Origin of the sequence: Mumia flava (genome assembly GCF_002797495.1) — a bacterium.
Lineage (GTDB): Bacteria > Actinomycetota > Actinomycetes > Propionibacteriales > Nocardioidaceae > Mumia > Mumia flava.
On the sequence record NZ_PGEZ01000001.1, the window covers coordinates 1,707,959 to 1,734,853 of the forward strand.

Below are 26,895 nucleotides of genomic sequence, written 5' to 3' on the forward strand. Positions count from 1 at the left end.
ACCGGCCGTCCACCACGTCAGCGTGCGGCGATCAGCTCGGCGATCTGGATGGTGTTGAGAGCGGCGCCCTTGCGGAGGTTGTCGCCGCTGACGAACAGCACGAGCCCGCGGTTGCCGTCCACGCTGCTGTCCTGGCGGATGCGACCCACGAGGCTCGGATCCGACCCCGCCGCCTGGAGGGGCGTCGGCACGTCGGCCAGAGCGACGCCGGGCGCGCTCGCCAGGATCTCGCGAGCCCGGTCCGGCGTGATCGCATCGGCGAACTCGACGTTGAGGGACAGCGAGTGACCGGTGAACACCGGAACCCGGACGCACGTCCCGGAGACGCGCAGCTCGGGGAGCCCGAGGATCTTGCGCGACTCGTTGCGGAGCTTCTGCTCCTCGTCGGTCTCCTCGGTGCCGTCGTCGACGACGGAGCCGGCCATCGGGAGCACGTTGAACGCGATCGGCGCTACGTACTTGTCCGGGGTGCCGAGGTCGACCGCCGACCCGTCGTGGGTGAGGGAGCGGGCCTGACCGACGCCCTTCTCGAGCTGGGTCGCGAGCTCCTCGACGCCGGCGAGCCCGGATCCCGAGACGGCCTGGTAGGTGCTGGCGACGATCCGGACCAGGCCGGCCTCGTCGTGCAGGGGCTTTAGCACCGGCATCGCGGCCATCGTCGTGCAGTTCGGGTTCGCGATGATCCCCTTGACGGCCCGCTCGACGTCGCCGGGGTTGACCTCGGAGACGACGAGGGGGACCTCCGGGTCCTTGCGCCAGGCCGAGGAGTTGTCGATCACGGTGACGCCGGCCTCGGCGAAGCGCGGCGCCTGCACGCGCGACATCGTCGCCCCGGCCGAGAACAGCGCGACGTCGAGCCCGCTCGGGTCCGCGGTGGCCGCGTCCTCGATCACGACGTCCGTCCCACCGAACGGGAGCGTACGGCCTGCCGAGCGCTCGGATGCGAAGAACCGGAGGTCAGCGATCGGGAAGTCGCGCTCGGCCAGCAGCGTGCGCATCACGGCGCCGACCTGACCCGTGGCGCCGACGACGCCGATCCTCAGACCGTTGCTCATGGTGTGCTCCTTGGGTGGTGGGGTCTCGATCGACCAGCAGGGGGTGTCGGCCTGCGCCTCGACCAGCGTGGTCAGCGGCCGGTGCCGCCGTACACGACGGCTTCGACCTCGTCGGCCTCCAGGTCGAACGCCGCGTGCGCGGCACTCACTGCATCATCGATCTGTGCCTCGTTGACGACAACCGAGATTCGGATCTCCGAGGTCGAGATCATCTCGATGTTGACGCCCGCGTCGGCGATCGACTTGAAGAACCGTGCGGAGATGCCCGGGTTCGTACGCATCCCGGCGCCGATCAGCGACACCTTGCCGACACCGTCGTCGTACTGCAGCTGCGCGTAGCCGACCTCGTCCTTCAGCCGGGCCAGCGCGGTCATCGCCGTCTGGCCGTCTGCGCGGGGCAGCGTGAACGAGATGTCGGTCAGGCCCGTCGCCGCGGCGGAGACGTTCTGGACGATCATGTCGATGTTGATCTGGGCTTCGGCGAGAACCTCGAAGATCCGCGCGGCCTCCCCGACCTTGTCGGGAACGCCGACCACGGTGATCTTGGACTCGCTCCGGTCGTGCGCGACACCGGAGATGATCGCTTGCTCCATCACGGAGGCCTCCTGCTCGGTCGGGACTTCATCGGCCAGACGCTCGGCGATCCGCTCGGTGCTCAGCACCCAGGTGCCCTCCTTGGTGGAGAACGAGGAGCGGACGTGGATCGGCATCAGGTTGCGGCGCGCGTACTCGACGCACCGCAGGTGGAGGATCTTGGCGCCGTTCGCGGCCATCTCGAGGGTCTCCTCGTACGACAGCAGCGGGATCCGGCGGGCGTTCGGGACGATCCGCGGATCGGCGGTGAAGATCCCGTCGACATCGGTGTAGATCTCGCAGACCTCGGCGTCCAGGGCCGCGGCGAGTGCGACGGCGGTCGTGTCCGAGCCGCCGCGCCCCAGCGTCGTGATGTCCTTGCTGTCCTGCGAGACGCCCTGGAACCCGGCGACGATGGCGACCGCGCCCTCACCGACGGCCTTGCGGATCCGGCCCGGAGTGACGTCGATGATCTTCGCCTTGCCGTGGACGGAGTCCGTGATCACGCCGGCCTGCGAGCCCGTGAAGGACTGTGCCTGCTGGCCGAGGTTGCCGATCGCCATCGCGAGCAGCGCCATCGAGATCCGCTCGCCGGCCGTCAGCAGCATGTCCATCTCGCGCCCGTCGGGCAGCGGCGAGACCTCGTGGGCGAGGTCCAGGAGCTCGTCCGTCGTGTCGCCCATCGCCGAGACGACGACCACCACGTCGTGGCCTGCCTTCTTGGTGGCGACGATCCGCTGCGCGACGCGCTTGATGCTGGCGGCGTCGGACACGGACGAGCCGCCGTACTTCTGCACGACAATGCCCACGGAAACGGTCCTCGAGTTGCTGGGTGGTGTGTTGCTGGGGTCAGGGGACGCGAAGAGCGCCTCGTCCAGTCTAACGGGCGCCATCTCGCCCCTCGGCTGCTCGTCCCGGCCGCTGGACGCCGCCTGCGGGAGCAACGACCTGGACGCGCCTGCGGGCCCGGCGCATGCTGAGCAGTGAGGCGCCCGGTCGCGGTGTGCGCCGGCGACGCCCAGCATCAGCGCGTCACCAGGAGGTCGCGATGCTCACCAACTCCGTCACCACCCAGATGATCCCGGTCCGCGACGTCGCACGGGCGAAGGACTTCTACTACCAGGCCCGGCTCGGCCTCGCTCCCTCCGGCGAGACGCCCGACGGCGGGTACGCGTTCGCGACCGCGGGCGGTCACATGATCGCGCTGCTCCCGGACGCCGACGGCGCGCCCAGCGGGCGGACCATGCTCAGCTTCGAGGTGCCCGACCTGGAGAAGGAGGTGCAGGACCTGGAGTCGGGCGGCATCGTGTTCGAGGACTACGACACCCCGGAGATCACGACCACCGGCCACATCGCGCGGCAGGGGAACGAGGCCGCGGCCTGGTTCAAGGACTCCGAGGGCAACGTGCTCTGCCTGCACTCGGTCGGCTGAGAGTCGGCAGCGGCGCGCGGCGAGACGAGGCGAGTGCTCAGCCCTCCGCGCCGGGGACCGGCGGCGGGTCGTACGGCAGCCGGACCGTGAACCGCGTGTCTCCCGGCTCCGACGTCACCTGCAGGTCGCCGTGGTGCTTGCGGACGACGATCCGCCAGGAGATGTCGAGGCCGAGGCCCGTTCCCTCACCGACGGCCTTCGTGGTGAAGAACGGCTCGAAGATCCGGTCCCTGATCCCCGGGTCGATCCCCGGGCCGGTGTCGGCGACCTCCACCTCGGCCCAGTCCTCGACGCGCCGCGTGGTCAGGGTCAGGGTCCCCTGCCCGTGCATCGCCTGGAGGGCGTTCACGATCAGGTTGGTCCACACCTGGTTCATCTCGGCCGCGTACATCGGCACGGGCGCGATCGACCGGTCGTACGCCTTGACGACCCGGACCTCCCCGGTCTTCTTCTGCAGCATCACCAGCGTCGCGTCGAGCAGCTCGTGCACATCGGTCGGGGCGAACGGGGCCCGGTCGAGCTGGGAGTACTGCTTGGCGGCGTCGACCAGCGTCGAGACCCGCGCGGTCGCGTCCTCGATCTCGCTCATCAGCTGCTCGGTCTCGAGGGTGTACGCGAGCCACCGGACCGCACCCGGGACCACGTCCGGCGTCACCTTCTTCGCGACCTTGTCGAGCCACCCCTCGTCGAGACCGCCTGCGACCAGCAGCGGAGCCACCTCCCAGCCCTGCTCCACCCCGTGGTCGTCGAGCCAGTCCGTCACGCGGTCCTCGAGGTCGGAGGACTCCAGCACGCCCAGCGCATCCGCCTCGATCGCCTCGGAACGCCGCTTCAGCGCCTCGTCCTGGAGCAGGATCAGCGTGCCCAGCGTCTCCCGGTCGTACGGGCCCTCGGCGATCAGCGCCAGCTTGTGCCGCATCGCCGAGACCCGTTCACGCAACGACGCGGTCGCGCGTACGGCCGCGGCCGCCGGGTTGTTCAGCTCGTGGGTCAGCCCCGCCGACAACGACCCGAGGGCGAGCAGGCGCTCGCGCTGCCCGACCGCGGCCTGGGTGTTGCGCTGCCCGAAGAACAGCCCTTCCAGCAGGTGCACCGCCATCGGGAACCAGTCGCGCATCAGCGTCGCGAAGTCGTCCGCGGACAGCACGAAGAACCGCGACGGGGTCAGCACCCGGGTCGACCCGCCGTACGTCTGGGGGACGCGGTCGCCGAGGTAGGCCGACCAGGCGCCGGTGTAGACGCCCGGCTGGTCGGTGCGCGAGACCTCGACGTCGTCGCCGCCGACCGCGCGGTAGAGGGCGATCTCGCCCTCGAGCAGCACGTAGAAGCAGGTCGCGTCGTCGCCCTCGCGGATCAGCCAGCCGAGGTCCGCGCGCTCCACGTGCCCGTGCTCGCACAGCCAGACCAGCTGGTCGTCGTCGAGCTTCTCGAACAGGAACATCCGACGCAGCTCGTCGATGTCGCACGGCAGTCGCTCCGGTGTGCTCACAGCCCCTCCCGTTCCCTCACAGACCTTCCAGGTAGCGGTGCACCAGCATCACGGCCATCGCCCCCTCCCCGACGGCAGACGCCACCCGCTTCGCGGACTCCGCCCTGACGTCACCGGCAGCGAACACCCCGGGAACGCTGCTCTCCAGGTGGAACGGCGCCCGGTCCCGATCCCATCCCGCGGGCCGCCGGCCGTCGAGCTCCAGGTCCGGTCCGGTCGGCACGAACCCGTACGCGTCACGCTGCACGACCCCGTCGAGCCACTGCGTCCCGGGCACCGCCCCGATGAACACGAACGCCCACCCGCACGGCGCCGAGCGGGTCTCGCCCGTCTTCGTGTCGCGCAGCACCAGCTCCTCCAGGTGACCGTCCCCGCACGCCTCGGCGACCTCGGTGGAGGTCAGGACGCGGATCCGCGGGTGGGCCTCGACCTGCTCGATCAGGTACGACGACATCGACTGCGACAGCGACGGCCCCCGGACCAGGATCGTGACCCGGCTCGCCTCCCGGGCCAGGGCGATCGCCGCCTGACCCGCGGAGTTCGCTCCCCCCACCACGTAGACGTCCTCGTCCGCGCACGCGTGGACGTTGGTCAGGGCGGAGCCGTAGTAGAGGCCGCGGCCCGCCAACGCATCGAGGCCCGGTCCGTCGAGGCGGCGGTACGAGACGCCGCCCGCGAGGATCACGGTCTGCGTGGCGAGGCTCGACCCGTCGGCGAACCGCAACGTCCGCGCCGGCCCGTTCACCTCCAGTCCCACCGCTTCGCGTGCCGTCACCAGCTCCGCGCCGAACCGCAGCGCCTGCCGGCGGGCGCGGTCCGCGAGCTGGGCGCCGGAGACCCCGTCGGGGAAGCCCAGGTAGTTCTCGATCCTCGAGCTCTGTCCCGCCTGCCCGCCCGTCGCGGTGCGCTCGACCAGGACCGTACGCAGGCCTTCCGACGCGCCGTACAGTGCGGCGCTCAGCCCCGCCGGCCCACCGCCGACCACGACCAGGTCGTAGAAGTCCTCGCTCGGACGCGTCACCAGGCCGACCCGCTCGGCGAGCTCGGTGTCGCTCGGCGCCACCAGCACCGTCCCCTCCGGCGACACGACGACCGGCAGGTCGTCCCCGGTGGTCTCCGCGGCCGCGAGCAGGCTGCGGCCCTTCTCGGAGTCGGAGGCGAACCAGCGGTACGGCACCTGGTTGCGCGCCAGGAACTCCCGTACCTCCGACGAGCGGGCCGACCAGCGGTGCCCGATCAGCTTGGTCTCCGCGACCGGGCGCCGGTCGGTCCGCGCCCACGTCGCGAGCTGTTCGTCGATCACCGGGTAGAGCTTCTCCTCCGGCGGGTCCCACGGCTTGAGCAGGTAGTGGTCCAGATCGACGAGGTTGATCGCGTCGATCGCGACGCTCGTGTCGGCGTACGCCGTGACGAGCAGGCGCCGCGCCGCCGGGTAGAGGTCCATCGCGGCCTCGAGGAACTCGACCCCCGACATCCGCGGCATCCGTTGGTCGGCGAGCAGCACCGCCACCTCGTCGCCGCGCAGCCGCAGCTCGCGCAGCGCCTCCAGCGCCTGCTCGCCGGACTCCGCCCGCACGATGCGGTACTCGCTCCCGTACCGGCGCCGCAGGTCCCGCGCGATCGCGCGGGAGACCGCCGGGTCGTCGTCGACCGTCAGGATGGCCGTACGCGCCCGCCCGCGCCGCTCGGTCGACTCCATCCGCAAACCCCCTGACCGTGCCGAGGTCACTCGGTCCGCTTCGGCCCGACCCGCATCTCGACGTCGATCTGCTCAGCATCCAGCATCGCCAGCGCCGTCGCCAGGGCCGCCGAGCTGAACATCCCGACCGATCGTGCCGTGAGCAGCGCCTCCCGCTGCGCCTCGATCACCCGCAACCGTAGCTCGCGGTACTGGGTGACGGTCCGTTTGCGCTCCAGCGCCTCCTGCTCGTCCTCCGCCTGCTCCCGCAGGTACGCCGCCCGCGCGCGCCGTACGACCTCCGCGTCGTACGGGGTGCCGTCGGGACGCGTGAGTCCGTCGCCGTCCAGGACGCGTTCCGCGGCCCGCGACAGCGCGGCGAACAGCGGCACGAGATCCGGGTCGCTCCCGGTCGCACGCTCGTCGACGAGCCCGAGCGCCCGGAGCACCCACGGCATGGTCCCGCCCTGCACGAGCAGCGAGACACCCGCGACGACGAAGGCGATCAGGACGAGCAGCGAGCGCGACGGGGTGTCCGCGGGAAGCGTCTGCACCGCGGCGACGGTCACCACGCCGCGCAGCCCGGCCCACACCAGGACCGCACCCTCGCGCCACCCGAGCGGAGCGCCGAGCACGTAGTCGACGTCGGCGAACGCCCGGCGCACCCGCTTGCGGAAGATCGCGTCCCGGCGGGCGGCCCGGTCGGGATCCTCGTCCGGCGCGCGCCCTCCGGGGCCCCAGCGTCGGCGGCCCGGCGGAACGTCGCCGTGCTCGAGCAGGTCGACCGCGTCGTTCAGCCGCTCGCGGAACCGGGGTGCACGCTGCTGGCGCCGGCGCGCGGACAGCACGAGCGGGAGCACGTACGCCGCCCGGACGACGAGCAGGAGAGCGACGGCGGCCACGGCGATCCCGACCCCGCCCCAGACGTTGCCGTGGTTCTCCTCGACGTCGTTCAGCACTCCGTCGAGCTCCAGCCCCACCAGCAGGAACACCCCGCCCTCGAGCAGCAGCTCGATCGTGCGCCAGTTCGACTCTTCGTACAGCCGGTCCTGCGGGCGCAGGTACTTCGGGGCGCCCTGGCCGGTGACGAGCCCGGCGACCACCGCGGCGACGAGGCCGGATGCGCCGACCGCCTCCGCGGGCAGGTACGCGACGAACGGCGCCACGAACGAGATCGCCGTGCTGACCGACGCCTCCGTGACCCGCCGCCGGACCATGAGGTTGGCGCGGCCCACGAGCAGCCCGATCACCACGGCAGCGACCACGGCCCAGACGAACTGGCCGAGCACGCCCCACAGCGACACCGTCGTGGCGATCGCCGCGACCGCCGACCGCAGCAGCACGAGCGCGGCACCGTCGTTCAGCATGCTCTCGCCCTCGAGGACCGTCAGCACCCGCGGCGCGACGCCGAGGCGGCGCGCGATGCCGGTCGCGACCGCGTCGGTCGGGCTGACGATCGCGCCGAGCGCGATGCCGGTGGCGAGCTCGACGCCGGGCACGACCGCGCTGAAGAACAGTCCGAGCAGGATCGAGCTGAGCAGCACCAGGACGACCGACAGCCCGCTGATGGCGCCGAAGTCGCGCCGGAAGTCCATCGTCGGCACGGACACCGCCGCCGAGTACAGCAGCGGAGGCAGGACCACCGCGAGGATCAGCTCCGGGTCGACCTCGATCGGCGGTACGGAGGGGATCACGCTGATCCCGACCCCGAGGAGCACCAGCAGCAGCGGGGCCGCGACCCCGATCCGCGGCGCCACCAGCGACACCACGACGACGCAGAGCACCGCGCCGACGCCGATGAGCAGGTTCACGAGGAGGTCGTCCACCCTCGGGCTCCCTCCGGCCGCTCGTCTGCTCCGGTGTCGCGGCCCGCGTCAGGCGAGCCGTTCCGCGAGGAAACGGTACGCGAGGGCGGCCATGTGCGCCGCCTGTGCGTTGTTCGCGGCGCCGCCGTGACCGCCCTCGATGTTCTCGTAGTACGTGACGTCCTTGCCCGCCGCGAGCATCCGCGCCGCCATCTTGCGCGCGTGGCCGGGGTGGACCCGGTCGTCGCGCGTCGATGTGGTGAACAGCACCGGCGGGTACGGGCGCGACGCGTCGAACAGGTGGTACGGCGAGATCGTCGCCAGGAAGTCCCGGTCGGCCGACTCCGGATCCCCGTACTCCGCCACCCAGGACGCGCCCGCGAGCAGCAGGTGGTAGCGCTGCATGTCGAGCAGCGGCACCTGGATCACGATCGCGCCGAACAGGTCGGGGAACTGCGTGAGCATGTTGCCGGCCAGCAGCCCGCCGTTCGAGCCGCCCATCGCCCCGAGGTGCGCGGGCGACGTGATCCGCCGGTCCGCGAGGTCGCGAGCCACGGCCGCGAAGTCCTCGTACGCCCGGATCCTGTGCTCCCGCAGGGCCGCCTGGTGCCAGCCCGGCCCGTACTCGCCGCCGCCGCGGATGTTCGCGACCACGTACACCCCGCCGCGGGTGAGCCACGCCCGCCCCATCCCACCGGAGTACGCGGGGGTCAGCGAGATCTCGAACCCGCCGTACCCGTACAGCAGCGTCGGCGCCGTCCCGTCGAACGCGAGGTCCGCCGGCCGTACGACGAAGTACGGCACCCGGGTCCCGTCGGCCGACGTGGCGAAGTGCTGCTCGGTGACGAGCCCGGCCGCATCGAAGAACGTCGGCATCGCCTTGAGCGGCTCCGGGTCGGCGTTGAGCCCGCGCGGCCCGAGGTCGACCAGCGAGAGCGTCGTCGGCGTGAGGTAGTCGGTGGTGTACATCCAGACCGAGTCGGACGCGTCGGCGTCGACCGGGGCGACCTGGATCGTGCCGAGCTCCGGCGCCCCGTGCATCGCGACCCGGTCCCACTCGCCGCCGGGCGTCGCGGGCGGCGTCAGGATCTCCAGCCTGCTGCGGACGTCGGTCATCACGTCGAGCACGAGCCGGTGCGCGGTGAACGCGTACCCGGCGAGCGCGCTGGACGGCGTCGGCTCGAACAGCACCGTGAAGTCGCGTGCGCCGTCGAGGAACGCGGAGAAGCCGATCGCCAGGAGGGCGCCGGCCGGGTACGTGGTGCCGTCGACGGTCCAGTCGTCGCGCAGCTCGACGAGCATCTGGTCGCGCTTGACGCTGGTCTCCGCCGAGTCGGGGACGTCGAGCTTCGTGAGCGCGACGCCGTCCGCGCCGTCTCCCTCGGCCTCCGTCAGCAGGTAGCGCTCCGAGGTGTAGAACGACGTCGCCCGCACCACCCAGTCGCGCTCGAACCCCGGCGTACGGTCGTGGAACGCACCCACGGACAGGTCTTCGTACGCCCCCTCGAAGACGACCTCCGCGTCCTCCAGGGTCTCGCCGCGACGCCACCGCCGAGCGATCCGGGGATAGCCGGACTCCGTGGTCGAGCGCTCACCGGTCTCGGTGGCGACGAAGACGGTGTCCGCGTCGATCCAGCTCACGTCGCCCTTGGCCTCCGGGCGGACGAAGCCGTCCTCGAGGAACGTGCGGGTGGTCAGGTCGAACTCGCGCGTCACGTCCGCGTCGGAGCCGCCGCGCGACAGCGACACCAGGGCGCGGGTGAACGCGAGCGGGCCCGTGCGGAGGATCTTCGCGCCGTGCCAGACCCAGTTCTCGTCCTCGGCCTCGGCGAGCGCGTCGACGTCGAGGATGACGTCCCAGTCCGGTTCGTCGGTGCGGTACGAGTCGAGCGTCGTCCGGCGCCAGAGCCCACGGACGTGAGTCGCGTCGCGCCAGACGTTGTAGAACCAGTCGCCGGCCTTCGCGATCGGCGGGATCTTCGCGTCGGAGTCGAGCACCTCGCGGATCAGCCGCTCGGTCTCGGCGAAGTCCTCGCCCGCCGCCAGCGTCTCCGCGGTCACCGCGTTGCGCTCACGCACCCAGTCCAGCGCCTCGTCACCGAGCACGTCCTCCAGCCACAGGTTCTCGTCGCCCATGCGGTCGAGAGTAGGGCGGACCTCGTACGGCTGGTCGAGGCGGGCGCCCCCGATGGTCGAGGCGTGCGCCCCCGATGGTCGAGGCGGGCGCCCCCGATGGTCGAGGCGTGCGCCCCCGATGGTCGAGGCGGGTGAGGGACGAGCCCGATCGAGACCCCCGCCCTCGATCACTCGCTGCGCTCGCGCCTCGAGCAACGGCCTCATGCGGCGGACGAGCGGCCCGGCCGAGGACTCCCCCTTGCTGTGATCGGGGTCTCACGCTAGGTTGCTGCGCATTGACGTTGACGTCAACGCCAACCGATGACCGAGAGGACACCTCATGCAGCCCACGCGCCTGCCGCGCGCGGACGTCGCGATCCTGGTCGGGATCGCCGTCTACGCGCTGATCACGTTCCTGCCGTGGAGCCACGAGCGCACCGTCGCCGGCGTCAGCGTCTTCGCCTGGATGCTGTACGCGCTGATGGTGATGGCGCCGCTCGCCGGCCTGGCCGCCGCGCTCCGCGAGAACGAGGAGGAGTGACGTGGTCATCGCCGTCGTCGTCGCGTACTTCGCGTTCCTCGTCGTCGTCGGGCTCCTGGCCCGGCGCCGGGTCAAGGGCTCGACCGACGAGTTCTTCGTCGCCGGGCGAAGTCTCGGCACGTTCGCGAACTCGTGGGCGTTCCTCGCCTCCCTCGCCAGCGGCGGTTCGGTGCTCGCCACCGTCGGCACCGCGCTCGCGCTCGGCTTTCCCTACGGCGCGTGCCTGCTGGCCGGCGCACCGGTCGGGTTCACCGTCGCGTCCATCCTGGTCGCGCGTCCGCTGCGCCGACTCGGCCGCTACACCGTGCCGGACTTCTTCCGGTGGCGCTACCGCAGCCGACTGATCTCCTGGCTGCTGCCGATCCTCATCGTCGTCGCGTCGAGCGCCTACATCGTGGCGCAGATGAAGGGCGCGAGCCTCGTGGCCTCGTCGGTGCTCGGGATCGACTACAAGTGGGGGCTGTGGGGCGCCGGCATCGTCTTCATCCTCTACGTGTCGATCGGAGGATTCCTGTCGGTGACCTGGAACGACATCTTCCAGGGCATCCTCATGTTCTCCGCCATCGTCGGTTTCTCGATCGCCGTCCTCTCCGCGATGGACGGGTACGGCGCGTCGTACGAGGCGATGCACGACGGCTTCCCGCAGCTCGGCGAGTTCGCCGCACTCCCGATGGCCTCGTACATCGGCGGGTTCCTGACCTGGGCGGTCGCGATCTCGGTCCTGCCGCACGTGATCATGCGGGTCTACTCCGCCCGCAGCGCACGGTCGGCGCGGGTGTCCCTGAACAACGCGATGCTCATCTACGCCGTCATGATGCTGCTCAGCGCGCTCGTGCTCGTCCCCGGCGCCGCGGCCCTGCTGGAGGACATCGACCTCAGCAACCCCGACGCGCTCTTCTTCGCGCTGTCCGAGGCCGTCCTGAACCCGCTGATGCAGGGCGTCGTCGCCGCCGCGGTCCTCGCCGCGATCATGTCCACGACGGCCGGCCTGCTGATGGCCTGCAACTCGGCGATCGCTCACGACCTGTACGGGACGCTGATCCGGCCCCAGGCGAGCGAGCGCGAGGTCCTGCGCGTCGCCTCGATCGCCACCTGGGTGGTCGGACTGGGATGCACCGCGATCGCGATGAACCCGCCGGAGATGCTGATCGTCCTGTACACCGCCGCTGTGGGCCTGCTCGCCGCTTCGTGCTTCGCGCCGATGGTGCTGGGCATCTGGTGGAGCCGTACGACCACCGCCGGCGCCGCGGCCGGCATGCTCGGCGGCGCACTCGCCTTCGGGATCGCGTTCGTCGGGTTCGACATGCCGACCTCGAGCGAGATCCTCGTCGGTCTTCCCCTGTCGTTCGTGCTGACGATCGGGGTCAGTCTGACCACGCGCGAGGTCGAGGGCGCGCGCGAGGAGGAGCCGGCGGTCGCCGCGTGAGGTGACCGCCGTCCGGGGCGGGGGCCCGGACACCGAAGGGCCCGCGGTGGAGCATCCACCGCGGGCCCTTCGTCGTGTCGCCAGCAACCGCGCGTCAGCGCACCGCGACCGCCTCACGCGCCGCCTCTGCGAGCTCGTTCTTGCGGATCTTGCCCGTCGCCGTCATCGGGAAGGCGTCGATCACCGAGACGACGGGGACCTTGTAGCCGGCCATGTTCTCGCGCGCCCACGTGGTGAGAGTCGCGGCGTCGACCGGCTCTCGCACGGTCACGAACGCCACCGGGCGCTGGCCGGTATCGGGGTCGTCGGTCGGCACGACCGCCGCCGAGTCCACCGCCGGGTGCTGCGCGAGCATCATCTCGATCTCCGCCGGGAAGACGCTCATCCCCTTGACCTTGATCATCTCCTTGGCGCGCCCCAGGTAGTGCAGGCACCCCTCCTCGTCGAACCGCCCGTTGTCGCCGGTGTGGATCCACCCGTCGCGCAGCTGCGCAGCGGTCGCCTCGGGGTTGTTCCAGTAGCCGGTCGTCACCGACGGGCTGCGCACGATGATCTCGCCGACCTCGCCGATCGGGAGCGGCTCGGCCGTCTCGAACGACACGACGGCGATGTCGGTCCCGGGCACCGGGACGCCGCAGAACACCGGCTCGGCCCGCAGGTCGTGGTCGTCGGCGGCGAACCCGTACGGCACGCAGTCGATCGTGTGCGTCTCGGTCATGCCGTACGACGACTCGCGCAGCACCGACCCCGGCACCGCCTCGGCCCAGCGGGCCCTCACCTCCGGCGTGAGCTTGCGGATGAACGAGACCGCCTGCGGATCGGACAGCGAGCTCAGGTCGCGCTCCGGCATCTGCGGGTGGTCCAGCAGCTCGAGGTAGTTCTCGACGGTGCCCACGACGACCTTCACGCCGTGCCGCTCGATCGACTCGAGCACCGCGGTCGCGTCCCAGCGCGGCATCAGCACGACCGTTCCTCCGAGCACGATCGGCAGCAGGATCCCGAGGTCCTCCCCGGCGATCCAGAAGATCGGCAGGTAGCAGAGGCTCACGTACCCGGCCCCCGGCTCGTATCCGGCCGCGCCGGCAGCGCTCGCGGCGGTGTAGACCATGTGCCGCTGGGTGTGCTGACAGCCCTTCGGCAGACCGGTGGTGCCACCGGTGTAGTTGAGCGCAGCGAGGGCGTCCAGGTCGTCGGCACGCCCGTCGTACGGCTCGACGGCCAGCGCCTCGCCCCACTCGGGACCGTCGACGAGCAGCAGCGGAACGTCGCCGATCCGGTCGCGCGCCCGGTCGACGGTCGCGGACAGCGCGGTGCTGGTGACGATCACCCGCGGCGTGCTGTCGTTGATCTCGTAAGCCAGCTCGGCCGGCTGGAACATCGGGTTGACCGGCACGTGCACGGCACCCAGCCGCAGGATCGCGAGGAACGCGACCACGAACTGCGGACTGTTGCCGAGGTAGACCGCGACCCGGTCGCCGGCGCCGACCCCGTGGCGGTGCATCCACCCGGCGAGCCGGCGGTGCGCGTCGTCCAGGTCGGCGTACGTGAGCGTGTCGTCGCCGAACACGATCGCCGGCCGTCGCGGGTCCGTCCTCGCCCAGTGCTCGACGTGCGCCGGCAGCACGACCTCGCCGAGCGGGTACGCGACCTCGCGCGGGGTGTCCGCGGGCCGCACGCGCTCCTGCCGGGCGCGCAGGTCGGCGAGGTAGGTCTCCAGGTCCATACGTTCTCCTTCGGGTGGGTCTCGATCACTCGCTGCGCTCGCGCCTCGACCGGCGGACGGGGTCTCGATCACTCGCTGCGCTCGCGCCTCGACCGGCGGACGGGGTCTCGATCACTCGCTGCGCTCGCGCCTCGACCGGCGGACGGGGTCTCGATCACTCGCTGCGCTCGCGCCTCGACCGGCGGACGGGGTCTCGATCACTCGCTGCGCTCGCGCCTCGACCGGCGGACGGGGTCTCGATCACCAGGTGTCGATGTAGCCACGCCCCGGACGGTCGTCGACGGGCTCGGCGCCGAGCGTCGAGATCAGCCACCGGCGTGTGTCGGCGGGGTCGATCACGTCGTCGAGCTCCCCGGTCATCGCGGCGTTCAGCGCCTTGCCGGCCTCGTAGTGCTGGGCGACGAGCTCGTCGTAGCGAGCACGCCTCGCCTCGGGGTCGTCGATCGACCCGAGCTCGCGGGAGTAGCCCAGCCGGACCGCGCCCTCGAGCCCCATCGGTCCGATCTCGCCGGTCGGCCACGCGAGCGTCGCGACCGGCTTGTGGAACCCGCCACCCGCCATCGCCTGGGCACCGAGCCCGTACGCCTTGCGCAGCACGACGGTCGTGATCGGGACCCGCAGGTGCGAGCCGATCACGAACAGCCGGCTGAAGTGCCGCACGGTCGCGGTCCGCTCCGCATCCGGCCCGACCATGAAGCCCGGGGTGTCGCAGAGCGACACGATCGGCAGCCCGTGCGCGTCGCACAGCTGGAGGAACCGCGCCATCTTGTCCGCACCGTCGGCGTCGATCGCGCCGCCGAGATGCGCGGGATCGTTCGCGACCAGGCCGTACGGCCGTCCCTCGATCCGGACGAGCGCCGTCACGATCGGCGTCCCGAACTCCCGCCGCAGCTCGAGCACCGAGTCGACGTCGGCGAGCGTCTCGATCACCTCGCGCACGTCGTAGACCCGCAGGCGGTTCTCGCCGATCACGTGCCGCAGCGCACGCTGGTCGGGCGCCGCCCAGCTCCGTACGGGCCCTTGGAAGTACGACAGGTAGCGCTGCGCGACGGCGACCGCCTCGGCGTCGTCGTCCACGAGCACGTCCACCACACCGTTCGGGCCCTGCACCGACATCGGCCCGACCTCCTCGGGCGCGTACGTCCCGAGACCACCGCCCTCGATCATCGCGGGACCGGCCATCCCGAGGGTCGAGTCCCGGGTCGCGATGATCACGTCGCAGCACCCCAGCAGCGCTGCGTTGCCCGCGAAGCACCGACCGGTCAGGACGCCGACCGTCGGCACCGTCCCGCTCAGCGACGCCATCGCGCTGAAGGTCCCGACGTCGAGCCCGGCGGTGTGCACCGGCGTCGTGTCGGTGTCGCCCGGACGTCCGCCGCCGCCCTCGGTGAAGAACACGACCGGGACCTCGAGGCGCTGTGCGACGGCGAGCATCCGGTCGGTCTTCTTGTGGCTGAAGAAGCCCTGGGTGCCGGCGAGCACGGTGTAGTCGTAGGCGAGGACCGCGACCTGCCCGGTCTGCTCGCCGACCTCGGCCGCGTTCACCGTCGCGAGCCCGGTGACGATCCCGTCGGCGGGCGTGCTGCGGATCAGGTCGTCGAGATCGCGGCGGGTCCGCTGCGCGGCGACCGGCAGCGCGCCGTACTCGACGAACGAGCCGTCGTCGCACAGGTCGTCGACGTTCTCCCGCGCCGTGCGGTGCCCGAGCGCGTGCCGCTTGGCGACGGCCTCCGGGCGGGCGTCGTCGCGCGTCAGACGGTGCCGCTCGTGGACCTCGGCGAGATCCGGCCGTACGTGGTCGGGCGCGTGGCGCGCCGCAGCCGTACCGGCGGCGGCCACCACCTCGCCCGGCTCGACGGTCGCGAGCGCGGCGCCGTCGACGACCTGGTCGCCGACCTCGACCTGCACCTCGCGGACGATCCCGTCGTACGGAGCCGCGACCGGGTGCTCCATCTTCATCGACTCGAGCACGACCAGCGGCGTGCCGGCCGAGACCTCGTCGCCGACCGCGACCTCGACCGCGACGACGGATCCCGGGAACGCCGCGGTCACCACCTCCCGGCCCGATTCGACGGCGTGTCCACCTGATCCACTCACCGACTCGGTGGACTTCGCGCCGGATCGGGGGCGCGGGGTGCGAGCGTCGACCAGATCGGTGGTGGCCTGGCCGGAGGTGACCGCGGGGTCGGCGAGGAGGCTCCTGAGGAGAGGCAGGTTGGTCTCGATGCCCGTGACGTCCGTCCGCTCGGCGAGCTCGAGCGCGGCGGCGCAGGCGTGCGCGAACGTGCCGGTCGTCGTGACCACGATCTTCGCGAGCAGCGGGTCGTAGCCGGGCTCGACCACGGTGCCGGAACGGACGTGCGTGTCGACCCGCACGTCCGGCTCGTCGGGCACCGCGAACCGCTCGACGGTCCCGGCGCTCGCGACCACCGACCCGTCGGCGGCGTACCGCTCGGCGTTCACCCGCAGCTGGATCGCGTACCGGTCGTCGGGCCCCACCACGTCGTCGGGCAGACCGACCTCGCCGAGCGTGGCGCCCGCGGCGATCCGCAGCTGCGCCGTCACCAGGTCGACGCCGGTGATCTCCTCGGTCACGGTGTGCTCGACCTGCACCCGCGGGTTCACCTCGAGGAAGACGTAGCGCTCCGGGTCGTCTGCGTCGACGAGGAACTCCACGGTCGCGAGACCGCGGTACGCGACCGGTTCGATCAGCGCGACTGCCGCGGCGTGCAGCGCCTTGCGCGTCCGGGGATCGAGCCGCGGGGCGGGGGCGATCTCGACGACCTTCTGGCGGCGCCGCTGGAGGCTGCAGTCACGCTCGCCCAGATGCACCACACGACCGCTGCCGTCGCCGACGACCTGCACCTCGAGGTGGCGCGCCCGTGGCAGCAGCGCCTCCGCGTACACGGTGTCGTCGCCGAAGCTGCGCATCGCCTCCGAGCGGCACCGCTCGTACGCGCCGGCGACCTCGGCGGGATCGGTCACGGTCCGCATCCCGCGACCTCCACCACCGGCGGTGGCCTTGATCATGATCCCGCCGGGGTGGGCCGCGAGGAACGCCTCCGCCTCCGTGACCGACACCCCGGCGTCGGTCGCCGCAAGCACCGGGACGCCGTGCTCGATCGCGTGCGTACGCGCCCGCGCCTTGTCCCCGAACAGCGCGAGGGTGTCCGGGTCCGGCCCGACGAACCGCAGACCGGCCTGCGCGCAGCGTCGAGCCAGGTCGGCGCTCTCGCTCAGGAACCCGTACCCGGGGTGGACGGCCTCGCACCCGGTCGCGACGGCCGCGTCCACGACCGCCTGCGCGTCGAGGTAGCCCGCCACCCCGTCGGTCGGGAGCTCGACGGACTCGTCGGCCAGCTCCACCGCCAGGGCGTCCCGCTCGGAGGGGACGTGGACCGCGACGGACGGCCACCCGAGCTCGGCCAGCGCGCGCTGGATACGGACGGCGATCTCGCCGCGGTTGGCGATCAGGGTCTTCACGCGGGGCCTCCGTGGACGGGGAGTGGATCCGTTGACACGAGTGTCAACGGGCTCACCCTATACTTTCCGGCGTGGAAGGCAAGGGCTGGTCGACACGCGTCGACGTCGACCGGGCCGACTCCGCCCGACGCTCCGAGCTGCTGGCCGCGTCGCGACGGGTGTTCGAGCGGATGGGGTACGGCGCCGCGACGGTCGCCGACATCACCCGCGAGGCCGGCGTCAGCCGCGCGACGTTCTACGTGTACTTCGCCTCCAAGCAGGAGGTGTTCACCGTCCTCGCCGAGCAGGTCCGCGACGCCTTCCTCGACGCCCAGGCGCTCGCCGACATCCCCGCCGACGACGTCGAGCGGGTCTTCCGCACCACGATCGGGGCCTACCTCGACGTCGTCGTCGACCATCTCGCGCTGATCACCGTGCTCGATCACCAGGCGCTCGAGGACGCCGAGCTCAACGCCCTGTGGTCCGACATCCAGGCCCGCGCGGTCGACCGGATGGCGCGCTACCTGACCCGCGTCTCCGACGACGGCCTCGCGCCGCTCGACCTCGCCGCACGACCCCGGTCGATCGCGCTGATGTCAGGCGGGCAGACCGAGTCGTTCGCCGCCCTGGTCAACGCCGGCACGGTCTCGCGCGACGAGGCCGTCGAGGAGATGCTCGCGATCGTCCTGCGCGCGATCGGACTGCGCTGACCCGCCCTTCGATGGTCGAGGCCGAGCGGAGCAACCTGCCCCGCTGGTCGAGGCCGAGCGGAGCAACCTGCCCCGCTGGTCGAGGCCGAGCGGAGCGAGGATCGAGACCCCCGAGGGTGCGGCTCAGCCGGCAGGCAGGCGGCGCGGGATGTCGAGCGCGTTGACCCACAGCGTCGTCAGGGTCTCCACGAGCTGGTCGAGGTCCCAGTCGTCACCCAGGACGAACGCGCTGTAGGCGGTCCGCGACACCATCATCGACAGCGCCGTCGCCGCCAGGCCGGCGTCGACGTCGGGACTCGCCAGCCCGCGGTCCTGGAGCGCCCGGATGCTGCGTGCGTTGCGCTGCGTGAACGCCAGCCCACGCTCGCGCCGGACCTCCCGGAACGTGTCGTCGATCGCGGCGACCTGATCGAGCAGCCGCATCAGGGCGGCGTTGCGGCGGTAGGACTCGAGGTACGCCCGGTTGCTCGCCTCGATCACCGCGACCGGGTCGTCGCCGTCGGCGACGTCGCGGACCTGCGGGTGCAGCATCTCCTCCTTCACCTCGTCGAGCACGGCGGAGAAGATCTCCTCCTTCGACGCGAAGTAGGTGTAGAACGAGCCGGCGGCGGTGCCGGCCTCGCCGGTGATGTCCGCGAGGCGCGCGTCGAGGAAGCCGTCGCGCTCGAAGACGGTCCGCGCGGCCTCCACCAGCCGGGCGCGCGTGCGGGCTCCGCGGGCCGTACGCGGGAGCTCCCGCACCGCTGACTCCTCGGTCACCGCGCCACCTCCTGGATCTGCTGCCGAACCGGACCCGAAGGCCCCGTGAACCGAGGACCACCGGACTTGAAGTTGAAGCCGGTTTCAAGTATACCCATGATCAAAGCTTCGGAAGGACAGCCATGCAGCTGAAGGACACGGTCGCCGTCGTCACGGGCGGCGGCGGGGGCATCGGCGGAGCGCTCGCCGAGCGCTTCGTACGCGAGGGCGCGCGGGTGGTCGTCGTCGACCTCGACCCCGCCGCGGCCCAGGTCGTCGTCGACCGGATCGAGCAGACCGCGCCGGGTTCCGCGATCGCCCACGGCGCCGACGTCGCCGACCCCGACCAGATCGCCGCGACCGTGGCCCGCGCCGAGGAGGCGTTCGGGCCGGTCGACGTGTACGCGGCGAACGCCGGCGTCGGGGGCGGCCACGGGCTCGGCGACGAGGGCTCCTGGTCGCTCGCGCTCGACGTCAACCTCCGCGCGCACGTCCGCGCCGCCGAGGTCCTCGTCCCGCGCTGGCTCGAGGCCGGACGCGGCTACTTCGTCAGCACCGCCTCGGCAGCCGGGCTGCTCACGCAGATCGGCTCCGCCCCGTACGCCGTGACCAAGCACGCGGCGGTCGGCTTCGCGGAGTGGCTCGCCGTCACCTACGGCGACCGCGGGATCCGCGTCAGCTGCTTGTGCCCGATGGGCGTCGAGACCGCGATCCTGCGCGCCGGCGAGCAGTCCGGCGACCCGCTCGGCGCCGCCGCGACCCGCGCGGTCACCTCCGCCGGCGACGTGCTGTCGCCCGAGACCGTCGCCGAGCAGGTCGTCGCCGCGATGGACGACGAGCAGTTCCTGATCCTCCCGCACCCGCAGGTGCTGGACATGTACCGCCAGAAGGGCGCCGACTACGACCGCTGGGTCCGTGGGATGCGCCGCTACCAGGCCAGCCTGCTCGCCCAGGGCTGACGACACCGCGCAGACGACACACGAGGAGACACCGATGTCGATGTTCCAGACGTCCGACCGGACGAAGAAGTACGCCGAGGTCCTGCTGGACTTCATGGACGCCCACGTCTACCCGGCCGAGGCGGTCTACGAGGAGCAGATGCGCGAGGCGGGCGACCCGCACTTCCACCCGCCCGTGCTCGAGGAGCTCAAGGCGGAGGCGAAGCGCCGCGGCCTGTGGAACCTGTTCCACCCGCACCCCGAGTGGGGCCCGGGCCTGACGAACCTCGAGTACGCCCCGCTGGCCGAGATCATGGGTCGCAGCCCCCACCTCGCACCCGAGGCGACGAACTGTGCGGCGCCCGACACCGGCAACATGGAGGTCTTCACCCTCTTCGGGACCGACGAGCACAAGCGACGCTGGCTCGAGCCGCTGCTCGACGGCACGATCCGCTCCGCGTTCGCGATGACCGAGCCGGCCGTCGCGAGCTCCGACGCGACCAACATCCAGCTGCGGATGGAGCGCGACGGCGACGAGTACGTCCTGAACGGGCGCAAGTGGTTCGCCTCCAACGCCATGCACCGCAACTGCAAGGTGCTGATCGTGATGGGCAAGACCGACCCCACCGCCGCCACGCACCGCCAGCAGTCGATGATGGTCGTCCCGATCGACGCCCCGGGCATCACCGTCGTGCGCAACCTCCCGGTCTTCGGCTACGCCGACCGCGAGGGTCACGCCGAGATCGTCTTCGAGGACGTGCGGGTGCCCACCGAGGACGTCCTCGCGGGCGAGGGCGAGGGCTTCGCGATCAGCCAGGCGCGCCTCGGACCCGGCCGGATCCACCACTGCATGCGCGCCATCGGGATGGCCGAGCGCTCCCTGGAGCTGCTCTGCACCCGCGCGCTGTCGCGGGAGACCTTCGGGGTGCCGGTGGCCGAGCGCTCCAACATCCAGGACTGGATCGCCGAGGCCCGCATCGACATCGAGAAGAGCCGACTCCTCACGCTGAAGGCCGCGTGGATGATGGACGAGGTCGGCAACAAGGCAGCCCGTACGGAGATCGCCGCGATCAAGGTCGATGCCCCGAACATGGCGCTCCAGATCGTCGACCGCGCGATCCAGGTCCACGGCGGCGGCGGCGTCACCGACGACTTCCCGCTCGCCTCGTTTTGGGCGCACCTGCGGACCCTGCGGCTCGCCGACGGCCCGGACGAGGTGCACAAGCGGGCGATCGCCAAGCAGGAGCTCCGCAAGTACGCCGGGACGTCGGCGTGAGCGCTGACGATCTCGTCCTCGCCGAGCGGCGCGGCCGCGTCCTCGTCCTCACGTTCAACCGGCCCGACCGGCTGAACGCCTGGAACGACGCGCTCGAGGACCGCTACGTCGCGCTGCTCGACTCCGCCGAGCAGGACCCCGACGTGCGGGCCGTGGTCATCACCGGCGCCGGCCGCGGGTTCTGCGCGGGCGCGGACATGGAGGAGCTGGCGAAGGTCGGCGGCGGCGAGATCGAGGCGATCGACCCGCGCCCCCGCCACCGGCCGCTGCTCTTCCGCAAGCCGCTGATCGCCGCGATCAACGGCGCGGCCGCCGGGCTCGGCTTCGTGGAGGCGCTGTACGCCGACGTCCGGTTCGCGACGCCGACGGCGAAGCTCACCACGTCGTTCGTCCGCCGCGGGCTGATCGCGGAGTACGGAGTGGCGTGGCTGCTGCCGCGGATCGTCGGTCAGAGCCGTGCGCTCGACCTGCTGATCTCCGGACGCGTCGTGCTCGGCGACGAGGCGTACGCGATGGGGCTCGTGGACCGGGTCGTCGGCTCCGACGGGCTGCTCGACGCCGCGGTCGCGTACGCCGAGGAGCTCGCGACCTGGTGCTCGCCGACCTCGATCGGCGTGATCAAGGACCAGGTCCGCGAAGCCTGGACCTCCGCTCCCGCCGAGGCCATCGCCCGGTCCGAGCGCGAGATGGTCGCGTCGTTCGGTCGCGCGGACGTCGCGGAGGGAGTCGCGAGCTACCTCGAGAGCCGGACTCCGGAGTTCGGCGGGACGGTGCAGGCATGAGCACAGAGACCGGTACGGAGGCGGGTGCGGGCGACGCGCCCGCCCCGGCCGGACCGGTCACCGCCGTGCTCGTCGACTTCGGTGGCGTGCTGACGACGAGCGTGATGGCGTCGTTCCGCGCGTACTCGCAGGCGCGGTGCGGCGACCCGTACCGCGTGGAGCGCGTGCTCGGCGGCGACGAGGAGTCGCGGCGTCTGCTGGTCGAGCACGAGTGCGGGCGCATCGACGGCGCCGCGTTCGAGGCAGGCTTCGCCGCGCGGCTCGGCGCCCACGGCGTGCCGGTCGACGCGGACGGTCTGGCCGCCGACCTCCAGGCCGGGCTCGAGCCGGACGAGGCCATGCTCGCGCTGCTCGGTCGGCTCCGCGCGGACGGCGTCCCGGTCGCGATCGTCTCGAACTCCCTCGGTGACGACTGCTACCGCGGCTACGACCTCGACGCGCTCGCCGACGTCTCGGTGATCTCCGGACGGATCGGCGTCCGCAAGCCGTCGCGGCGGCCGTACGCGATCGCGTGCGAGCGGCTCGGCGTGCCTCCGACGTCGGCCGTGATGATCGATGACCTGCAGCAGAACCTCGACGGTGCGGCCCGGCTCGGGATCCGCGGCATCCTCCACACGGATGCCGCCACCACCGAGCGTGCCCTTGCGGACCTGATGGCCTGACCCGCACATCCGCTGATCGAGGCGAGCGCGCGCACTCCCGCTGGTCGAGGCGGGCGAGGAACGAGCCCGATCGCGACCCACACCCCCAGCGGCGTCTCGATCCTCGCTCCGCTCGGCCTCGACGAACGGAAAAGGAGCACTCCGCTACGCGCGGGCGGCTCGGCGGCCGCCGCCACCGCGGAAGCCGAGGAGGGTGAACGCGAGGGCGCCGATCGCGACGATGCACAGCAGCGACAGCCCGATCGTGTAGCTGTGGTCGGCCTCGTTGTACGTCGCGCCCAGCACGAGCGGCGGGAAGTAGCCGCCGAGGCCGCCGCAGGCGCCGACGATGCCGGTCACGGCACCGACCCGCGCGGCCGGAGCCTCCTTCGCGACCCACGCGAACACGCCGCCGGTCCCGAGGCCGAGGAACGCCGCCATCAGCACGAACGAGATCCCCGCCGGGATCTCCGGCTGCGGCTGGAACGCCACCACGACCGCCATCACGGCCGCGCCCGCGAAGCAGATCGCCGAGACCGTCCGCGGACCGATCCGGTCCGACAGCACCCCGCCGACCGGCCGCGCGATCACCGCTGCGATCGCGAACCCCGCGGTCCGCGTGCCCGCCTCGGTCAGGCCGAAGTCGTAGACGTCCTTGAGGTACGTCGGCAGGTAGGTCGAGAACGCGACGAACCCGCCGAACGCCACCGCGTACAGGAACGACATCGCCCACGTCACGGGGAGCTTCGCCGCCGCGGCGAGCTTCGGGACCACCGGGTCGGTGTTCGGGGACCACGCCGGCGAGTCCCGCATCGCCAGCCACACCAGGACCGCGGTCGCGACCAGGACGGCCGCGATCACGAGGTGCGTCGCGTCGTAGCCCCACCAGTCCACCATCCGCGGGGTGAAGAACGACGACAGCGCCGTGCCGCCCATGCCCGCCCCGAACACCCCGGTGGCGAAACCTCGGCGGTTGCCCGCGTACCAGGCGTTCACGAACGGGATGCCGACCGCGAACGTCGTACCGGCGATCCCGAGGAAGAAGCCGAAGACCAGCAGCCCCGCGTACGACCCGGCGTTGCCCGCCCAGGCGACCAGCAGCACGAACGGCACCGTGACCAGGGTGAGCACGGTCATCATGAGGCGCCCGCCGAACCGGTCGGTGAGCGCGCCCGTCAGGATCCGGCCCACCGACCCGACGATCACCGGGGTCGCCACGATCATCGACTTCTGCGTGGCCGACAGGCCCATGTCCTCGGTGTAGCGGACCGCCAGGGGGCCGATCAGGTTCCAGGCCCAGAAGGTGATCGCGAACGCCCAGGTCGCGATGATCAGGTTCTTCGTCTGCCCCGCCCGGAGCGCGGCGTCGTCGGCCGTGGTGGTCGTGCTCATCGCGTCCTCCTGGAGCGGTCCTCGGTGCCGACCGGGGCCCAGCCCGGGCGGGTCTCGCGTGAGCCCGGACGGCTCGCGACGTCCCGGCTGCGGTAGACGATGTACGGACGGAAGAGGTAGTGCACGGGCGCCGTGAACGCGTGCACCAGTCGGCTGAACGGCCACAGCGCGAACAACGCCATCCCGACCAGGACGTGGATGTGGAACTGGTACGGCGCCGCGGCCATCGCGTCGACGTCGGGCTGGAGCACGAAGATCGAGCGGAACCAGACCGAGACCGTCTCGCGGTAGTTGTGCGCGTCGTGGCCGGCACCCGCACCGACCAGCGTGGTCCACAGTCCGAGCACGATCGCGGCCACCAGCACGACGTACATCGTCTTGTCGTTCTTCGTCGTCGCGGAGAACACCGGACCGCTCGTCCGGCGGCGGTAGACCAGGATCGCGACGCCGACGAGCGTGCAGAAGCCGGCGACGATCCCGAAGACCATGGCGTTGACGTGGTACATCTGCTCGCTCACGCCCACGGCGTCGGTCCACGACTCCGGGATGATCAGGCCCACCACGTGCCCGATCACCACCACGAGGATCCCGAAGTGGAACAGCGGCGACCCGATCCGCAGCAGCCGCGACTCGTACAGCTGCGACGACCGGGTCGTCCACCCGAACTTGTCGTAGCGGTAGCGCCAGATCGTGCCGCCGACCAGGGTCACGATCACCAGGTACGGCAGCACGCCCCACAGCAGCACGTCCATCAGCGACCGCCTCCCGCCGGTACGTCCGCTGTCCGGGTCGGCCCCGCCTCGCTCACCGGCAGCAGCCGGGGGTCGTACGGGTCCAGCCCGACCGTCTCCGTCGGCGGCCCCTGCGACGCGATCCGCATCGCCGCCGCGCGATCGGCCGGGGACTCGCCCGGCAAGGTCGCGCACACCGCCTCGAGCACCCCTGCGTACGGACTGCCCGCGTCGCGCAGGGCGAGCCGGAGCAGCTCGATCCCCGCGCGGTACTCCTGCATCAGGTCACGGCCGCCGTCCGGATCGACCCGCGCGGCGAACTCGAGCACGAGCGGCAGGTAGTCCGGCAGCTCGCCGCGCGTGTCGACGACCCAGCCCGCGTCGCGGTAGCGCTGCTTGAACCGCCCGAGCACCTCGCCGCGCCGCCGGGTGTCGCCGTCGGTCCAGTACGAGAGGTACAGCGCGTGCTTGCGGGACAGGTCGAAGGTCTCGACGTACGCCTGGCGCAGGTCGTGCGGAGCACCGGCCGCGAGGTGGTCCAGGAAGCCGGCCAGCGGTTGCGCCGCGGCGGACCGGTCGTGCTCGGCGACGGCCCCGCGCATCGCCGGGACCAGCGCCAGGACCTCGTCGTCGGGGTAGGCCAGGCACAGCGAGGCGACCTGGCGGACCACCGTCTCCGCGCTCACGACGCCGACCCGCCGGACCTGTCGTGGCGCCCGCCTCGAGACGGGTCGTCGGGGAACAGCCCCTGCGGCGTCCCGTTGCCGTCCCAGTTGAGGAGGTTGACGCGGCCCGAGAGGTCGTCGGCCGGAGTGTCCGCGGTCTGCCGCTGCTGCAGCGCGTGGAAGGTCTCGACCGCCACCGGCACCGGCTGGCCGCTCGCCTCTCCGAACGGCGCCGAGTCGTACATCCCCGGCCCTCCCTCGAAGTCGAGCGAGCACCCGATCTCCTCGAGATCGTGGGCCTGCTCGACGTGGGCCTTCGGGATCACGTACCGCTCGTCGTACTTCGCGATGGCCATCAGCCGGTACATCGCGTACATCGACTCCTCGCTCATCCCGACCGCGGCGGGGATCGACGCGTCGGGCTCGCGTCCGAGGGTGACGTCGCGCATGTACGCCCGCATCGCCGCCAGCTTCTGGAGCACCTGCGTCACGGGCCCGACGTCGCCGGCGGTGAAGAGCTCGGCGAGGTACTCCACCGGGATCCGCAGCGCGTCGATCGCCCCGAACAGCGTGCCGGGGTCCTCCGCGTCGTGACCCTGCTCCTTCAGCAGGTCCACGACCGGCGACAGCGGCGGGACGTACCAGACCATCGGCATCGTGCGGTACTCCGGATGCAGCGGCAGCGCGACGCGGTACTCCTTCGCCAGCGCGTACACCGGGGAGCGTCGCGCGGCGTCCAGCCAGTCCTCGGGGATCTGCTGCTCGCGCGCCGCCGCGACCACCTCGGGGTCGTCGGGGTCCAGCAGCAGATCGAGCTGCGCCTCGTACAGGTCGTGCTCGTCGGGCGTCGCCGCAGCCGCGGTCACCGCGTCGGCGTCGTAGAGGAACAGTCCGAGGTAGCGCAGGCGCCCGACGCACGTCTCGGCGCACACCGTGGGCAGCCCGACCTCGATCCTCGGGTAGCAGAAGGTGCACTTCTCGGCCTTGCCGGAGCGGTGGTTGAAGTAGATCTTCTTGTACGGGCAGCCGGTGATGCACTGGCGCCAGCCGCGGCAGCGGTCCTGGTCGACCAGCACGATCCCGTCCTCCTCGCGCTTGTAGATCGCGCCCGAGGGACACGACGCCATGCACGACGGGTTCAGGCAGTGCTCGCAGATCCGCGGCAGGTAGAACATGAACGTCTGCTCGAGCTCGCCCTTGACCTTCGCCTCGGACTCCGCGCGGACCTTCTGCGCGACCGGGTCGAGCTCCAGCGAGGCCGCCGAGCCGCCGAGGTTGTCGTCCCAGTTCGCCGACCAGGTCACGGCGGTGTCCTCGCCGGTGATCAGCGACTTCGGCCGTGCGACGGGGAAGTCGTCGCCGAGCGGCGCGTCGACCAGCGTGCGGTAGTCGTACGTCCACGGCTCGTAGTAGTCCGACAGCTCGGGCTGGACCGGGCTCGCGAAGATCGTCAGCAGCTTCTTGACCCGTCCGCCGGCCTTCAGCCGCAGCCGGCCGCGCCGGTCGACCTCCCAGCCGCCGCGCCACCGCTCCTGGTCCTCGTAGCGGCGCGGATAGCCCTGGCCCGGACGGGTCTCGACGTTGTTGAACCAGACGTACTCCGTGCCGGCGCGGTTGGTCCAGGCCTGCTTGCAGGTCACCGAGCAGGTGTGGCACCCGATGCACTTGTCGAGGTTCATCACCATGCCCATCTGGGCCATCACCCGCATCGCGCGCTCCTCTC

The 26,895-nt window shown here is 71.8% G+C and carries 21 protein-coding genes; 8 read left to right on the forward strand and 13 right to left on the reverse strand.

Annotated elements, in window-relative coordinates:
- Nucleotides 1-17: 17 nt before the first annotated feature.
- On the reverse strand, nt 18-1,055 hold the full coding sequence (locus CLV56_RS08115) for an aspartate-semialdehyde dehydrogenase (RefSeq protein WP_039350451.1): 1,038 nt from the start codon (nt 1,053-1,055) through the stop codon (nt 18-20).
- A 71-nt stretch (nt 1,056-1,126) separates the two neighbouring features.
- Complete coding sequence (locus tag CLV56_RS08120; protein ID WP_039350448.1) at nt 1,127-2,437, reverse strand: aspartate kinase; 1,311 nt, start codon at nt 2,435-2,437, stop codon at nt 1,127-1,129.
- Nucleotides 2,438-2,676: 239 nt separating this feature from the next.
- Here CLV56_RS08120 and CLV56_RS08125 point away from each other — a divergent pair, with 239 nt between their 5' ends.
- Nucleotides 2,677-3,060, forward strand: a complete 384-nt coding sequence (locus CLV56_RS08125; RefSeq protein ID WP_039350443.1) for a VOC family protein — start codon at nt 2,677-2,679, stop codon at nt 3,058-3,060.
- Between the two features lie 37 nt (nt 3,061-3,097).
- Here the strand turns inward: CLV56_RS08125 and CLV56_RS08130 are convergent, their stop codons facing one another.
- From CLV56_RS08130 to CLV56_RS08145, 4 genes are read right to left on the reverse strand one after another with little or no spacing between them, the layout of a single operon-like run.
- Nucleotides 3,098-4,549, reverse strand: coding sequence for an ATP-binding protein (locus CLV56_RS08130; RefSeq protein ID WP_039350440.1), 1,452 nt, complete (start codon nt 4,547-4,549; stop codon nt 3,098-3,100).
- Nucleotides 4,550-4,565: 16 nt separating this feature from the next.
- A complete protein-coding gene (locus CLV56_RS08135; protein WP_039350437.1) occupies nt 4,566-6,248 on the reverse strand; it encodes an NAD(P)/FAD-dependent oxidoreductase in 1,683 nt (560 codons plus the stop codon).
- Nucleotides 6,249-6,274: 26 nt separating this feature from the next.
- Nucleotides 6,275-8,053, reverse strand: a complete 1,779-nt coding sequence (locus tag CLV56_RS08140) for a cation:proton antiporter (RefSeq protein WP_100414666.1) — start codon at nt 8,051-8,053, stop codon at nt 6,275-6,277.
- Nucleotides 8,054-8,101: 48 nt separating this feature from the next.
- Entirely contained in the window at nt 8,102-10,168 is a 2,067-nt protein-coding gene (locus CLV56_RS08145) for a prolyl oligopeptidase family serine peptidase (RefSeq protein ID WP_039350434.1), read from the reverse strand.
- Between the two features lie 319 nt (nt 10,169-10,487).
- Here CLV56_RS08145 and CLV56_RS08150 point away from each other — a divergent pair, with 319 nt between their 5' ends.
- Nucleotides 10,488-10,688 carry a hypothetical protein gene (locus CLV56_RS08150; protein WP_039350432.1) on the forward strand — a complete coding sequence of 67 codons (201 nt, stop codon included), beginning with the start codon at nt 10,488-10,490 and terminating at the stop codon, nt 10,686-10,688.
- A 1-nt stretch (nt 10,689) separates the two neighbouring features.
- Nucleotides 10,690-12,114 carry a sodium:solute symporter family protein gene (locus tag CLV56_RS08155; protein ID WP_039350429.1) on the forward strand — a complete coding sequence of 475 codons (1,425 nt, stop codon included), beginning with the start codon at nt 10,690-10,692 and terminating at the stop codon, nt 12,112-12,114.
- Nucleotides 12,115-12,208: 94 nt separating this feature from the next.
- On the opposite strand, the gene CLV56_RS08160 is transcribed toward CLV56_RS08155, so the two are convergent.
- Both CLV56_RS08160 and CLV56_RS08165 read right to left on the reverse strand, forming a co-directional pair.
- Nucleotides 12,209-13,837 (reverse strand): AMP-binding protein, encoded by a 1,629-nt coding sequence (locus CLV56_RS08160; protein WP_039350427.1) that lies wholly within the window; start codon nt 13,835-13,837, stop codon nt 12,209-12,211.
- Nucleotides 13,838-14,077: 240 nt separating this feature from the next.
- A complete protein-coding gene (locus CLV56_RS08165; protein WP_039350425.1) occupies nt 14,078-17,320 on the reverse strand; it encodes an acetyl-CoA carboxylase family protein in 3,243 nt (1,080 codons plus the stop codon).
- A 71-nt stretch (nt 17,321-17,391) separates the two neighbouring features.
- Between CLV56_RS08165 and CLV56_RS08170 the strand changes: the two genes are divergently transcribed.
- Nucleotides 17,392-18,009, forward strand: coding sequence for a TetR/AcrR family transcriptional regulator (locus CLV56_RS08170; protein ID WP_211288019.1), 618 nt, complete (start codon nt 17,392-17,394; stop codon nt 18,007-18,009).
- A 123-nt stretch (nt 18,010-18,132) separates the two neighbouring features.
- Here the strand turns inward: CLV56_RS08170 and CLV56_RS08175 are convergent, their stop codons facing one another.
- The gene (locus CLV56_RS08175; protein WP_100414667.1) at nt 18,133-18,768 is read right to left on the reverse strand and encodes a TetR/AcrR family transcriptional regulator; all 636 of its coding nucleotides are present in this window, start codon (nt 18,766-18,768) and stop codon (nt 18,133-18,135) included.
- 122 nt (nt 18,769-18,890) lie between these two features.
- Here CLV56_RS08175 and CLV56_RS08180 point away from each other — a divergent pair, with 122 nt between their 5' ends.
- From CLV56_RS08180 to CLV56_RS08195, 4 genes are read left to right on the forward strand one after another with little or no spacing between them, the layout of a single operon-like run.
- Nucleotides 18,891-19,706: an SDR family NAD(P)-dependent oxidoreductase gene (locus CLV56_RS08180; protein WP_039350421.1), complete on the forward strand. Its 816-nt coding sequence runs from the start codon at nt 18,891-18,893 to the stop codon at nt 19,704-19,706.
- A 34-nt stretch (nt 19,707-19,740) separates the two neighbouring features.
- Nucleotides 19,741-20,961: an acyl-CoA dehydrogenase family protein gene (locus CLV56_RS08185; RefSeq protein WP_039350419.1), complete on the forward strand. Its 1,221-nt coding sequence runs from the start codon at nt 19,741-19,743 to the stop codon at nt 20,959-20,961.
- On the forward strand, nt 20,958-21,743 hold the full coding sequence (locus CLV56_RS08190; protein WP_039350417.1) for an enoyl-CoA hydratase-related protein: 786 nt from the start codon (nt 20,958-20,960) through the stop codon (nt 21,741-21,743). Before CLV56_RS08185 ends, CLV56_RS08190 begins: the two co-directional genes overlap by 4 nt.
- On the forward strand, nt 21,740-22,405 hold the full coding sequence (locus CLV56_RS08195; protein ID WP_100414668.1) for an HAD-IA family hydrolase: 666 nt from the start codon (nt 21,740-21,742) through the stop codon (nt 22,403-22,405). Before CLV56_RS08190 ends, CLV56_RS08195 begins: the two co-directional genes overlap by 4 nt.
- A 144-nt stretch (nt 22,406-22,549) precedes the next feature.
- Here CLV56_RS08195 and CLV56_RS08200 read toward each other — a convergent pair whose 3' ends face one another.
- Genes CLV56_RS08200 through narH form a run of 4 tightly spaced genes read right to left on the reverse strand, consistent with a single transcriptional unit; the run spans nt 22,550 to nt 26,881 of the window.
- Nucleotides 22,550-23,776, reverse strand: a complete 1,227-nt coding sequence (locus CLV56_RS08200; RefSeq protein ID WP_039350415.1) for a nitrate/nitrite transporter — start codon at nt 23,774-23,776, stop codon at nt 22,550-22,552.
- Complete coding sequence (gene narI, locus CLV56_RS08205) at nt 23,773-24,528, reverse strand: respiratory nitrate reductase subunit gamma (protein WP_039350412.1); 756 nt, start codon at nt 24,526-24,528, stop codon at nt 23,773-23,775. Before narI ends, CLV56_RS08200 begins: the two co-directional genes overlap by 4 nt.
- The gene (narJ, locus tag CLV56_RS08210; protein ID WP_039350410.1) at nt 24,528-25,193 is read right to left on the reverse strand and encodes a nitrate reductase molybdenum cofactor assembly chaperone; all 666 of its coding nucleotides are present in this window, start codon (nt 25,191-25,193) and stop codon (nt 24,528-24,530) included. The genes narI and narJ overlap by 1 nt, the downstream gene beginning before the upstream one ends.
- Complete coding sequence (gene narH, locus CLV56_RS08215) at nt 25,190-26,881, reverse strand: nitrate reductase subunit beta (protein WP_039350407.1); 1,692 nt, start codon at nt 26,879-26,881, stop codon at nt 25,190-25,192. The genes narJ and narH overlap by 4 nt, the downstream gene beginning before the upstream one ends.
- Between the last annotated feature and the right edge of the window lie 14 nt (nt 26,882-26,895).